Source organism: Clostridium paridis (assembly GCF_016765615.1).
Taxonomy (GTDB): domain Bacteria; phylum Bacillota; class Clostridia; order Clostridiales; family Clostridiaceae; genus Clostridium_T; species Clostridium_T paridis.
The window spans coordinates 108,078-122,055 of sequence record NZ_JAESWA010000017.1; the positions used below are offsets into that span (position 1 = coordinate 108,078).

A 13,978-nucleotide genomic window follows, 5' to 3' on the forward strand; every position below is an offset into this window, starting at 1 on the left:
GATTTGATGGCTAATTACAGAGGCGGAAGAATTAATGAGGAAGTTAAAAAGATTATTTCTTCCCTAATTCAATACGAGATTAAAGACCCTAGAATGTCAGCCATGGTTTCAGTTACAGATGTTAATGTAACAAAAGATTTAAGATATGCAAAAGTTTTCGTTTCAATCTTTACAAATAATGAAGAGGAAAAGAAAGCAACTTTGCAAGCACTAAAGAGTGCAAGTGGTTTTATTAGAAGAGAGTTAGGACATAAAATAAATCTAAGATATACTCCTGAAGTTTTATTTGAAGAAGATTCCTCAATATCTAATGGTATGTATATCGATTCTTTAATTGAAAAGATTAAGGAGAAATAATCATGGATGAAGTAATAAAAAAAATAAATGAATCCTTAAATATAGGCATAACTTATCATATTTCACCAGATGGTGACGCATTAGGAAGTGCATTAGCATTACTAATAGGACTTAAGAAATATGGAAAAAATGTATATATAATTTCAAAAGACATAGTTTCAGATGACATGGGATATCTACCATGTTCATCTGAAGTTAATGGCTTTCAAGTAACTCCTAAGGAAGATACAGACTTAGTAATAGTTGTAGATTGTGGTAACTTAGAAAGAATTTCAGCAGATTTAAGTAATTACTCAGGTACTATAATAAACATAGACCATCATTTATCAAATGATGAGTATGGCAATATAAATTATATAGATGTAAATGCTGCTGCAACTGCTGAGATAATATATTCCCTTTTAAAGACTATGAATATAATCATAAATAAAGATATAGCCACATGTTTATATACTTCCCTGGTTACTGATACAGGTTCATTTAGATTTTCAAATGTTACTAAGAGAAGTCATGAAATAGCTGGCGAGTTAATTGAGCTAGGCATTGATAATTCCTCAATACATTCTGAAATATTTGACAATAAACCATTAAATAGCCTTAAAATCCTTGGAGAAATACTAAAGAATATTAAAGTGTTTTTTAATGGAAAAGTTTCTTATCTTGAGTTAACAAAGGATATTTGTGATGACTGCGAAGATGTTTCAGATGTTGTTAATTATGGCCTTAAAATAAAAGGTGTGGAAGTTGCAGTTTTTATTAAGGAAATAAAAGATGGTGTCAAAGTTAGCTTAAGAAGCAAACATGATTTTGATGTAAGAAAAGTTGCTGAAGTTTTCGGCGGTGGAGGCCATACAAAAGCTTCTGGAATTACATTTAGAAATAAAACTATTCAAGATGTTAAGGAACTTATTTTAACATCTATAGAAAATGAGTTGGTTTAATGAATGGCGTAATTAATATAAATAAACCTAAAGGAATTACTTCTTTTGATGTTGTTTATAAGATTAAGAAAATCTCTGGAGAAAAAAAAATAGGTCACACTGGAACACTAGATCCTTTGGCAACTGGTGTTCTACCTATTTGTCTAGGAAAAAGCACAAAATTAATTGATTATATAATGTCAGGTAAAAAAAAATATAGAGTAAAATTTCAATTAGGTATAGTAACTGATACCTATGACTCAGAAGGTACCATATTAGAAGAACATGATACTTCCTATATAACAAAAGAAGAGGTTTTACATGTTATTAACTCCTTTAAAGGTGATATAATGCAAGAACCACCAATGTATTCTGCATTAAAACAAAATGGAGTAAGACTATATGAGTTAGCAAGGAAAGGCATTGAAGTTGAGAGAGAAAAAAGACCAATTTCTATCTTTAATATTGAGAATATTGAGATAGATTTGCCATATATAACTATGGATGTAAGTTGTTCTAAAGGCACATACATTAGAAGCTTATGTTATGATATAGGTAAAAGTCTTAATGTAGGTGCTGTAATGAGAGAATTAACTAGAATGGCATCAGAACCTTTTGATATAAAAGATTCCGTAGATTTAGAAAGCTTGGATTTAGAAACTTTGTTAAAACATATGATTTCTTCTGAAGAAGCACTTTCAATGTATGAAAGTGTTATATTAGAAGAAGGTTATGAAAAATTACTCATAAATGGGGTGAAACTTCTAGATCCTAATTTTACAAAGAGCTTTTTTGAATTAGATGAAATATATAAAGTATATAATTCCAAAAATGAATTCTTAGGTATTGGAAAAGGTACTAACCAAGGATTCAAACTACTTAAAAATCTTATGGAGTAACAAAAAGGGGAATATATAAATGATTATAATTAATGAAATTAATAGTGAAACAATCAAAGAAGATACTTATATTGCATTAGGCAGTTTTGATGGTTTACATAAAGGACATTTGACTTTAATAAAGAAGGCTAAAGAATTAGCTAACGCAAATAACGGGAAAAGCATGGTATTCTCTTTTAAGAATCATCCCCTTTCATTAATTAGACCTGAATTAGCACCTAAGCTTTTAATGAGTAATGAAGAAAAGATTAAAATACTAAGTGATTTAAATATTGATATATTTTCTTTAGTTGATTTTAATGAAAGCTTTATGAAGATTGAACCAGAAGATTTTATTTCTTTATTATGTACAAAGTATAATGCAAAAGGAATAATTGTTGGATTTAATTATAGATTTGGGTATAAAAATAAAGGTAACATAGAGCTTTTAAAAAGTTTAGAAGAAAAGTATAATTTTAAGTTACATATTTTAGATGCTTATAAATATAAAGATGAGATAGTAAGTTCATCAAGAATTAGAGAAGAGATAACTAGTGGAAATATTGAAGATGCCAACGAAATGCTTTCAAGAGCTTATTATGTTGAAGGAAAAGTGATTCATGGTAAAAAGCTTGGAAGACAGCTTGGATTTCCAACTGCAAATCTTGAATATTCTTCAGACTTCATCTTACCTAAGATAGGTGTATATTATACAAATGTAGTTATTAATGAAAAACAATATAAAGGAATCACATCAGTTGGTTATAACCCTACCGTTAAGGGTGAAAGTTTAACTGTAGAAACATATATATTAGATTTTGATGAAGATATATATGATAAAACGCTAAGGGTTTATTTTATCAAAAGAATAAGAGATGAAGAAAACTTTGCATCTTTAGATGAATTAATAGCTCAATTAAATTCTGACAAAGAATTTGCTGTAAAAGAGTCTTTAAGTATTAATTTGTAAAAATTCATTTACAATGGAAATTTCTTTTGTTATAATACTCTTTAGGAACCTACTTCTAAGAGTTAAGACTAGCCGACTTTCTTCTTGGAAATAGGGGATAAATTACGGAGGTGTATTTACATGGATAAAACTAAAAAGGCAGAAATAATCGCAAAATATGCAAGACATGAAGGAGATACTGGTTCTCCAGAAGTTCAAATTGCTCTATTAAGTGAAAGAATAAACTCTTTAACTGAGCATTTAAGAACACATAAAAAAGACCACCATTCAAGAAGAGGTCTTTTAATGATGGTTGGACAAAGAAGAGGTTTATTAAACTACCTTAACAGCATCGATATCGAAAGATACAGAACAATCATCCAACAATTAGGATTAAGAAGATAATTATAGAGCGGTATATCCGCTCTATTGTTTTAGAAGGGCAAAATTTGTAAAATTATGTAGATTTTTACATGACCTAAAGGAGGTTAATTTATGAGCCATATTTATTCAACAACTGTTGCCGGAAGAGAAATGAAAGTAGAATTTGGTAGTATTGGTATGCTATCTGATTGTGCTATGTTTATGAGCTATGGTGATACAGTTGTTTTAACAAATGTAAATGCTTCAGAAAAACCAAGAGATGGAATAGATTTCTTTCCATTAAGCGTTGAATATGAAGAAAGACTATATGCAGTAGGTAAAATACCTGGTGGATTTATTAAAAGAGAAGGAAGGCCTTCAGAAAACGCTATCTTAAATGGTAGAGCTATTGATAGATCCTTAAGACCTTTATTCCCAAAGGGATTCAGAAATGATGTGCAAGTTGTTTGTACTGTTGTATCTGTAGAAAACGATAATCTTCCAGAAATCTTAGCTATTAATGCAGCATCTACAGCATTAGCCATATCAAGCATTCCATTTACAACTCCTGTAGCAGGTGTTCAAGTAGGACTAATTGACGGAAGTTTTATTATAAACCCAACGTCAGCTCAAAGAGAAAAATCCGAAATGTTCTTAACTGTTTGTGCGACAAAAGACAAAGTAATGATGATTGAAGCTGGTGGAAATGAAATACCAGAAGAAACTATGATCAACGCTATCAACTTTGGATTTGAGGAATGTAAAAAGATTGCTTTATTCCAAGAAGAGTGCGTTAAACAATTCGGTAAAGAAAAGATAGTTCCTGAATTACACAAAGTGGACGAAGCTCTAGCTCAAGAAGTAAGAGATTACTCATATGAAATATTAAAGTCTGCAATGTATATTATTGATAAAAATGAGAGAAACTTAGCAGTAGATGAAGCTAAAGCTAAAGTTCTTGATGCATTTAAAGAAAAATATCCTGATAACATGAGTGATGTTGGAGAGGTAGTTTATAGCATTCAAAAAGAAGTAGTAAGACACATGTTATTAAAAGAACATAGAAGACCTGATGGTAGAAGATTTGATGAAATAAGACCTATAAACTGCGAAGTTAATGTACTTCCAAGAACTCATGGTACTGGTATATTCACAAGAGGATTAACTCAAGTTATGACAGTTGCTACATTAGGTGCAATTGGTGATGTTCAAGTTCTTGATGGAATAGGTGAAGAAGTTTCAAAGAGATATATGCATCACTATAATTTCCCTGCATACAGTGTTGGAGAAGTTAGACCTTTAAGAGGACCAGGAAGAAGAGAAATAGGTCATGGAGCGTTAGCTGAAAGAGCTTTAGAACCATTAATACCTTCTGAAGAAGAATTCCCATATACTATAAGATTAGTTTCAGAAGTTTTAAGCTCAAATGGATCAACTTCACAAGCTTCAGTTTGTGGATCTACTTTAGCATTATTAGATGCTGGTGTACCAATAAAAAGACCAGCTGCAGGTATTGCAATGGGATTAATTACTTCTGAAGACTTAACTGAAGAAGGAGTTATTACAGATATTCAAGGAATAGAAGATTTCTTTGGAGACATGGACTTTAAAGTAGCAGGTACAGAAGTAGGTATTACTTCAATCCAAGTTGACACAAAGCTAGCTGGATTATCAGAATATGTTATCAGAACAGCTATAGAAAATGCTAAGAAAGCTAGAATGGAAATTTTAGATAAAATTAATGCTTGTATATCTGGTCCAAGAGAAGAAGTATCAGAATTTGCACCAAAAACTTCTGCTATGCAAATAGATCCTGATAAAATAAGGGATGTAATAGGAGCAGGTGGAAAAGTAATTAATAAAATAATTGCTGACACAGGTGTTAAAATTGATATTAAAGATGATGGTAAGATATTTATATCTTCTTCTGACTCAGCAGGAGTTAAGCAAGCAATGAGTATAATTGAAGGTTTAACTAAAGAAGTTAAAGTTGGAGAAGTATATTTAGGTAAAGTAACTAAGATAGCTGCATTTGGAGCATTTGTAGAAGTGTTACCTGGAAAAGAAGGATTAGTTCACATTTCAAAACTTGATGTAAATAGAGTAAATAAAGTTGAAGATGTTGTATCAGTTGGAGATGAAATATTAGTAAAAGTTACTGAAATTGATGCTCAAGGAAGAGTTAACCTTTCTAGAAAAGATGCGATTGTAGATACTGAAAAAAAAGATGAAGAATAAATAGAAGGGCAATTATTAGTTGCCTTTTTATTTTTTAAATGGAGGCATTATGTATAACTTATATACTTTAAAAAATGGATTAAGAATTGTAACTGAAAAAATTGACTACATTAATTCCATTAGCATTGGTGTTTTAGTTAATAATGGTTCTAGAAATGAGAATCCAAGTATTAATGGAATATCTCACTTTATTGAACATATGTTATTTAAAGGTACAAATAAAAGAACCGCCAAGGAAATCGTAGAAGAGATTGAGAATGTTGGTGGTCAAATAAATGCTTATACTAGCAAAGAATCAACATGTTATTATATTAAAGCTTTAAATACACATTTAGAACTTTCTATAGACATTCTAGCAGATATGATTCTAAACTCTAAATTAGATGATGAAGAAATATCTAAAGAACAAGGAGTAGTAATAGAAGAAATAAATATGAATGAGGATACACCTGAAGAAGTCTTAGGTGACGTATACGCTAAAGCTGCCTTTGGTGATGACTCTTTATCCTATGCAATTTTAGGTACTCCTAAAACTGTATCCAGCTTTAATTCAAAAAAGCTGAAAGATTTCATAAATGACAACTATACTACCAAAAACACTGTAATTTCAATATGTGGAAATTTTGATGAATCTGAATTAAAAACCTTGATAGAAAATTATTTTGGTGTATGGGAAGAAACTTCAAATAGATCTTTTGAATATTCAAAGTCTAAATTAGAAGAAAACTTTTTATATACTGAAAAAAATATAGAACAACTTCATATTAACTTTGGACTAAAAGGTGTTCCAAATGGTGATGAAAGAGGTTATAGTTTAGTTCTTTTAAATAATATACTTGGCGGTGGAGCATCCTCTATTTTATTTCAAAAAGTTAGAGAAGAGTTAGGGTTATGCTATTCAATATACTCATATCTGCTACCATTTCAAAATGTTGGTGCATTTAATGTATACACAGGGTTAAGTCCAACGTATGCTGGTAAAGCTATTTCTGTTATTAAAGAGGAATTAAATAAATTTAAAACAAGAGAATTTACTCAAGAAGAGATAAATATTAATAAAGAGAAGATTAAAGCACATTATATTTTAGGATTAGAGAGTACCTCTGCAAGGATGTTTAATAACGGTAAATCCGTACTATTCCAAAATAAAATAAATACTCCAGAAGATATAATAAAAAAAATAGATAGAATTAATAAAGATACCATAAAAGAAGTTCAAAGTGTTTGTTTTAATGATGGAATTGTAAATGGAGCTTTTGTTGGGAAAAGTATTTCTCTTGATGAATTATCTGCTCAATGCGAGAAGGATGTTTTTGCTTATAATTCTATAAATGCAACATTAGTATAGCTCACAATATAATATTATGTAAATTTTATGAATGCATTTAGTTATAAATTACCTCCTTAACTCATATTATGTTTTAAGGGGGTAATGCTATGAGTGAAAATATTAAAACATTAAGTGAAATGGAACGTTTTGAAATAATTAACGTAAATGATGGAGAAAAATATAGTTATTTATCTAATAATGATATTATAATTGATGATGATGGGAATCTTAAGTTTTTAATTATTAATTTAAACAACTCAAAATTTTCATTTTTCGGAGGTAGTGAATATTTAGAAATACCTTGGGAGTATGTAAAAAAAATAGGATCAAAAACTATCATTCTAGATGTAGAAGAAGAGAATATTAAACGAGCAAGGTTATAAAATTAAGAGGAAGTGGATATTTTGAAATTTTTAGTACAAAAATTCGGTGGCACATCTGTATCAACCGAAAGTAGAAGAAAGTTTGTAGTAGAAAAAGTAAAAGCAGCTATAGATGAAGGATTTTCACCTGTAGTTATTGTTTCTGCTATGGGCAGAAAAGGTGAACCTTATGCAACAGATACATTGTTATCTTTGCTTGATGATAAATTTAAAGAAGAAAATAAACAAGCTACAGACCTATTAATGAGTTGTGGTGAAATAATAAGTGCAGTAGTAATGAGTAATGAATTAAATAAGGTTGGTCTAAAGGCTATGCCATTAACAGGTGGACAAGCCGGTATATTAACTAACGATGACTTTACTAACGCTACCTCAACTAATGTAGATATTACAATGTTGAGTGACATAACATCTAAGGGATATATACCTGTAATAACTGGATTTCAAGGGATGACAAAGGAAGGCTTTATAACTACCTTAGGTAGAGGCGGTAGTGATACTTCTGCTTCCTTAATTGGCGTTGCTTTAAATGCTCATGAGATTCAAATATATACTGATGTAGATGGAATAATGACTGCTGATCCAAGAATTGTAGAAGATGCTTCATTAATAGATGTAATCAGTTATAGTGAAGTTTTCCAATTAGCAGACCAAGGTGCTAAGGTAATTCATCCTAAGGCAGTAGAAATTGCTATGAGAGGGAATGTGCCACTAGTAATTAAGAACACAATGAATAATTGTTCTGGTACATTAATAAATAGCATAGGTGATTCAAATAGCACAAGAATAATAACTGGAATTACATATTTGAACAATAGAATACAAGTTTCTATTAAATTAGAGGATAATCAAGGCAACCCTCATTATAAGGAACTATTAGATATTGTTGCAAATAATGATATCAGTTTAGATTTAATAAATATATTTCCAAAAGAAAAAATATTTACAATTGATAGCAGCAAGAAAAATATGCTAGAAACTATATTTAAAAATATTAATATTAAATATACCTTAATAGAAAATTGTAGTAAGATCTCTGTCATAGGCTCAAGAATGGCAGGAATACCCGGAGTAATGGCAAAGATAATAAAAGCGTTAAGTGATAGTAATATAGATGTACTTCAAACTGCTGACTCTCATAGCACTATTTGGTGTTTAATTGAAAGTGATAAGGTAAATGAAGCTACAAATATTTTACACCAGACTTTTCAATTATAGATTTTTAAGTTTAACTAATAACTTATGTAAACAAGAATAAATTGAGTTTCCTATAGTATAAAAATACTCCTCCTGTACAAAATATAAAAGTACAGGAGGAATGTTTGTTATGACTTATGATGATCCTATAAATTTAAATAAAAAGTATCCTAATAAAAATAATTTTTATTCTGCTGAATCTGAAGCTGAAGAAAAAAAAGAAAAAAATGAAGATATTGAATCAATTAAAGAAGTTGGAAATACAGAACCTGTAAAACCAGATGAAAGAATTCAAGTAATTTCAATAATTGGTCAAATTGAAGGGCATATGATTTTACCGCCAAACACCAAAACTACAAAGTATGAGCATCTAATACCTCAACTGTTATCAATAGAACAAAATCCAAATGTTAAAGGGGTTTTATTTATACTTAATACCGTTGGTGGAGATGTAGAGGCTGGGCTTGCAATAGCTGAAATGATTAATAGTATGTCTAAACCAACTGTTTCATTAGTAATTGGTGGTGGCCACTCCATAGGTGCTCCATTAGCAACTTCTGCTAAAGCATCATTTATATCTCCGTCAGCAACAATGATTATTCATCCAATAAGGATGAACGGACTAATAATAGGAGTTCCTCAAACCTTTAATTATTTCAATAAGATGCAACAAAGAATAAATGATTTTATTGTTAGAACTTCTAAAATAGAAACGGATGAATTAAAGCGTTTAATGTTGCAGACAGATGAACTTCTCAATGATATGGGAACTATACTAATTGGAAAAGAAGCAGTTGATATTGGATTAATAGATGAAGTTGGTGGAGTGAAATCTGCTTTAGATAAACTTGAATCTATGATAGAATAGAAATGTTAAATAAACCATAGGAAAAATCCTATGGTTTATTTGTGTAAAAAAGGATATTAATTTATAATATAGAATAGAGAGATAGGGGTGGTAAAATGGCAAGGAGAAAGACTAGAGCAAGAAAGAAGAAAAAAACAGAGATAAAGCAATATTCAGAGATAAAAGGTTTTATGTGGATTGTTATAGGATTCATTTTAGCAATAGGTATATATACTAACTTAGCAGGATACTTTTCTGCTTTTTCAAAGAATGTTTTATTCTCCCTTTTAGGAATAGGAGCATTTGTAATGCCATTATATCTAATATATTTTGGTGCTATGATAATATATCACAAAGGTGAGCTTCAACTAGGGTATAAATTTTACCCTATAACCTTTTTAGCAATTAATACATTACTATTAGTAGCCTCAATAAATATGGACATACGTAGTAATAACACATCTGACTTTTTTACAATTATAGGAGACATAATTAAGAACTCATCACCATTAGATGGCGGGATTTTAGGTTTTACATTAGCATATCCTCTATATAAAATCTTAGGATTTGTAGGTTCAATAATTGTTTATATGGCTATCTATGTTATATGTATAGTAATAACATTTAATCTCTCAATTAGAGATATGGGGAAAAATATAAAAGATAAAGGTAAGAGAGTTAAAGAAGATTTAAAAAATAAAAATATCCAATTAAAAGAGAGAGAACCAGATATTAATTTAGAAGTTGAAAAAAGCAAAGTTGAAAATGAATATATAGATGGTATAAACAAAAAGATAAAAATATTAGATTTTATGAAAAATGCTGAAATTCATAATGAACCGTTTGCAGAAGAGAAAAATAAAGAAATCGCAGTGTTTCAAATGGGTGATCTAGCTTCTGATGTTTCTAATGTTAAAAGTGAATCAACTAAAAGTAAAAAGCTTGAAAATGATGTTAAAGAAGATGTAAATAAAGAGATAGTCGAAAAAATATCTGAGGTAAAAACAGAAAAGGAATATATTATACCTAATTTAGACTATTTAAATGCTAACAGTGGTCTTAAGATTAATAAGGAAGATAAAAAAGAACTTATAGCTTCAGCTAATAAACTTGAAGAAACTCTTAGTTCATTTGGTGTTGAAGCAAAAGTTTTACAAGTTACAAAAGGACCTGCTGTTACAAGATATGAGCTTCAACCTAATATTGGAGTTAAGGTTTCAAAAATTGTAAATCTTTCTGATGATATTTCATTAAGTTTAGCAGCTTCAGGAGTAAGAATTGAAGCTCCAATACCTGGAAAATCTGCTGTAGGTATAGAGGTTCCAAATAAAAAGGTAACTCCTGTATTTTTAAGAGAAGTACTAGAATCCAATGAATTTAAAAGTTCTACAAGTAATGTTGCCTTTGCATTAGGAAAAGATATTGCCGGTCAGTGTATTGTAACAGACTTAAGTAAAATGCCGCACTTATTAATTGCCGGTGCAACTGGCTCAGGAAAATCGGTATGTATTAATACCTTAATTATGAGTATCTTATATAAATATTCTCCTGAAGATGTAGCATTGCTTATGATTGACCCCAAGGTTGTAGAGTTAAATGTTTATAATGGAATTCCTCATCTATTAATACCAGTAGTAACTGATCCTAAAAAAGCTGCTGCAGCGTTAAATTGGGCTGTTAATGAAATGACAAGAAGATATAAGTTGTTTGCTGATTTAGGTGTTAGGAATGTACAATCATATAATGCACTTTTAGAAAAAGGACAAATTGAAGCAAAGCTTCCTTATATAGTTATAATTGTAGATGAGTTGGCAGATTTAATGATGGTATGTCCAAATGATGTTGAGGAATACATTGCAAGATTAGCACAAATGGCAAGAGCAGCAGGTATGCATTTAGTTCTTGCAACACAAAGACCATCAGTAGATGTTATAACTGGCGTAATTAAAGCTAATATACCATCCAGAATATCCTTTGCAGTTTCTTCACAAGTTGACTCAAGGACTATACTAGATTCTTCTGGTGCTGAGAAATTATTAGGTAAAGGAGATATGTTATTCTATCCCGTTGGTGAATCGAAACCTCTAAGGATACAGGGTGCATTCATTTCTGAAGAAGAGGTTGAAAAAGTTGTTTCTTTCATAAAATCAGATGAAAATAACATTCAATATAAAGAGGAAATAATTGACCATATAAATAGTGAATCTGTTGAAAATAATAAAATTTCTGATGATGATACTGATGAACTTCTAGATGAAGCAATAAATATTGTAGTTGAAAGCGGCCAAGCTTCTGCTTCATTTATACAAAGAAGATTGAGAATTGGCTTTAATAGAGCAGCTAGAATAATTGAGCAATTAGAAGAAAGAGGCATAATATCAGCAAAAGACGGAACAAAACCAAGACAGGTATTAATATCAAAAAGCGAATTAGAGGAGTTTTAAGTAAAAAAACACTTGTTTTAAAATATAAAGAGTTTTAAAATTAAATTTGTAATTTATCTAACATAGGAGGAATAATTTTGACAAAATATAAGGTAGGTTTAGTAAGTTTAGGGTGCGACAAAAATAGAGTAGATTCAGAAATCTTACTAGGTGAGATGAAAACCAATTATGAATTTACAAATAATCCCAAAGAAGCTGAAATAATTATTGTAAATACATGTGGGTTTATTGAGAAAGCTAAACAAGAATCTATAGATACAATACTTGAAATGGCTAAATATAAAAATAAATATAATTGCAAACTTTTAATTGCAACTGGTTGCTTAACTCAAAGATATGGAAAAGATTTAGAAGAGCTTATGCCTGAAATAGATATAATGCTTGGAGTAAATGATTATAAGAAAATTAATCAGTATATTGAGGACTTTATTGCTGGTAATGAAAGAGTAGTCTCAATAGATTATTCAGACGAAAATATAAATGAAGGTAATAGAGTTATAACTACTGATAAAGCAACTGCTTATTTAAGAATTGCTGAAGGATGCGATAATTTCTGTACCTACTGTATAATTCCAAAAATAAGAGGAAAGTTCAGAAGTAGATCAATAGAAAACATTTTAAAAGAAGCAGAAGCTTTAGTAAGTAATGGGGTAAAGGAAATAATTCTTGTAGCTCAAGATACTACACGTTATGGTATAGATTTATATGGTGAGAAAACACTTCATAAATTACTAAAAGAACTTTGCAAAATAAATGATCTTAAATGGATCAGACTTATGTACTGCTATCCAGAAGAGATAACAGAAGAACTTATAAACGTAATGGCTTCTGAAGAAAAGATTTGTAAATATATAGATATGCCACTACAACATATTTCTTCAAATATACTTAAACTTATGGGGAGAAAAACATCAAAGGAAGATGTAATAGATAAAATTAATACTATAAGAAAATCTATCCCTGATATAACTATAAGAACTTCATTAATTGTAGGGTTCCCTGGTGAAAGCGATGAAGACTTTAATACCCTAAAGGATTTTCTTCAAGAATACAAATTAGAGAAAGTTGGAGTATTTAGATATTCTCAAGAAGAGGGTACTCCTGCTGCAACTATGAGCAATCAAATTACTGAAGATTTAAAGGCTAAAAGAGAAGAAGAAGTCATGCTTATACAACAGAATATTTCTTCTGAAATAAATAGTTTGAAAATTGGAAGAATCTATGATATTCTTGTGGAAGGATATAATGGAGAATATTTCTTTGGTAGAAGTGAAGAAATGGCTCCGGATATTGATGGAAATGTATTTATAAAAGATCAAGACCTAAAGGTTGGAGAGTTTGTTAAGGTTAAAATTACCGAGGCTTTGGAATATGATTTATTAGGGGTTGTTTGTGATGAATCTTGCAAATAAATTGACACTTATTAGAATTGTTTTAGTACCAGTATTTTTACTGTTTATTGCACTGAAAATTGATTATGGAACATATATAGCTACTTTTATATTTATACTAGCGTCATTAACTGATAAGCTAGATGGGTATATTGCTAGAAGTAGAAATCAAATTACTAACTTTGGAAAATTCATGGATCCATTAGCAGATAAATTGCTAGTTACTTCTGCATTAATTTCCTTAGTTGAATTACAAATCATACCTAGTTGGGCTGCAGTTATAATTATAGCTAGAGAATTTGCTGTTTCTGGTTTGAGAACTATAGCAGCTGCAGAAGGAACTGTTATTGCAGCTTCTTGGTGGGGAAAGATTAAAACTGTAATTCAAATTATTGCAATAATAACACTATTATTAAAAGTAAATATAAATAATTCAAGTATGCTTTTAAATACTTTTATGACTAATAACACACTTCATGCTTTATATAATTATTTACCAGATGTATTATTATATATAGCTGTAGCAATTACTATCCTTTCTGGAATTGACTATTTTAACAAGAACAAAAATACAATAGATACAAATAAGTAGTATATAAAAAAAATAAATGATAATAATTTAGATAAAAGTTCCAATTCTTATTGGAACTTTTATAATATCACTTGTTGACATAAATAAAA

At 29.7% G+C, this 13,978-nt stretch carries 13 protein-coding genes; all 13 read left to right on the forward strand.

The window, feature by feature from the left end; genetic code table 11:
• The first annotated feature begins 6 nt into the window (after nucleotides 1–6).
• Nucleotides 7–357, forward strand: coding sequence for a 30S ribosome-binding factor RbfA (gene rbfA / locus JK634_RS03630; RefSeq protein ID WP_202766263.1), 351 nt, complete (start codon nucleotides 7–9; stop codon nucleotides 355–357).
• Complete coding sequence (locus tag JK634_RS03635; RefSeq protein ID WP_202766601.1) at nucleotides 354–1,298, forward strand: DHH family phosphoesterase; 945 nt, start codon at nucleotides 354–356, stop codon at nucleotides 1,296–1,298. The genes rbfA and JK634_RS03635 overlap by 4 nt, the downstream gene beginning before the upstream one ends.
• On the forward strand, nucleotides 1,298–2,176 hold the full coding sequence (truB, locus tag JK634_RS03640) for a tRNA pseudouridine(55) synthase TruB (RefSeq protein ID WP_202766264.1): 879 nt from the start codon (nucleotides 1,298–1,300) through the stop codon (nucleotides 2,174–2,176). Before JK634_RS03635 ends, truB begins: the two co-directional genes overlap by 1 nt.
• A gap of 19 nt (nucleotides 2,177–2,195) precedes the next feature.
• Nucleotides 2,196–3,125, forward strand: coding sequence for a bifunctional riboflavin kinase/FAD synthetase (locus JK634_RS03645; protein ID WP_202766265.1), 930 nt, complete (start codon nucleotides 2,196–2,198; stop codon nucleotides 3,123–3,125).
• A 120-nt stretch (nucleotides 3,126–3,245) separates the two neighbouring features.
• A complete protein-coding gene (gene rpsO / locus JK634_RS03650) occupies nucleotides 3,246–3,509 on the forward strand; it encodes a 30S ribosomal protein S15 (protein WP_202766266.1) in 264 nt (87 codons plus the stop codon).
• 90 nt (nucleotides 3,510–3,599) lie between these two features.
• Nucleotides 3,600–5,705: a polyribonucleotide nucleotidyltransferase gene (locus JK634_RS03655; RefSeq protein WP_202766267.1), complete on the forward strand. Its 2,106-nt coding sequence runs from the start codon at nucleotides 3,600–3,602 to the stop codon at nucleotides 5,703–5,705.
• 49 nt (nucleotides 5,706–5,754) lie between these two features.
• Complete coding sequence (locus tag JK634_RS03660; RefSeq protein WP_202766268.1) at nucleotides 5,755–7,053, forward strand: M16 family metallopeptidase; 1,299 nt, start codon at nucleotides 5,755–5,757, stop codon at nucleotides 7,051–7,053.
• 89 nt (nucleotides 7,054–7,142) lie between these two features.
• Entirely contained in the window at nucleotides 7,143–7,418 is a 276-nt protein-coding gene (locus tag JK634_RS03665; RefSeq protein ID WP_202766269.1) for a YlmC/YmxH family sporulation protein, read from the forward strand.
• Between the two features lie 21 nt (nucleotides 7,419–7,439).
• Nucleotides 7,440–8,636: an aspartate kinase gene (gene dapG, locus JK634_RS03670; protein WP_202766270.1), complete on the forward strand. Its 1,197-nt coding sequence runs from the start codon at nucleotides 7,440–7,442 to the stop codon at nucleotides 8,634–8,636.
• 109 nt (nucleotides 8,637–8,745) lie between these two features.
• Complete coding sequence (locus tag JK634_RS03675; protein WP_202766271.1) at nucleotides 8,746–9,483, forward strand: ClpP family protease; 738 nt, start codon at nucleotides 8,746–8,748, stop codon at nucleotides 9,481–9,483.
• A 95-nt stretch (nucleotides 9,484–9,578) separates the two neighbouring features.
• Nucleotides 9,579–11,906 (forward strand): FtsK/SpoIIIE family DNA translocase, encoded by a 2,328-nt coding sequence (locus tag JK634_RS03680; RefSeq protein ID WP_202766272.1) that lies wholly within the window; start codon nucleotides 9,579–9,581, stop codon nucleotides 11,904–11,906.
• Between the two features lie 77 nt (nucleotides 11,907–11,983).
• The gene (rimO, locus tag JK634_RS03685; protein WP_202766273.1) at nucleotides 11,984–13,318 is read left to right on the forward strand and encodes a 30S ribosomal protein S12 methylthiotransferase RimO; all 1,335 of its coding nucleotides are present in this window, start codon (nucleotides 11,984–11,986) and stop codon (nucleotides 13,316–13,318) included.
• A complete protein-coding gene (pgsA, locus tag JK634_RS03690; RefSeq protein WP_202766274.1) occupies nucleotides 13,302–13,889 on the forward strand; it encodes a CDP-diacylglycerol--glycerol-3-phosphate 3-phosphatidyltransferase in 588 nt (195 codons plus the stop codon). Before rimO ends, pgsA begins: the two co-directional genes overlap by 17 nt.
• Nucleotides 13,890–13,978 lie beyond the last annotated feature (89 nt).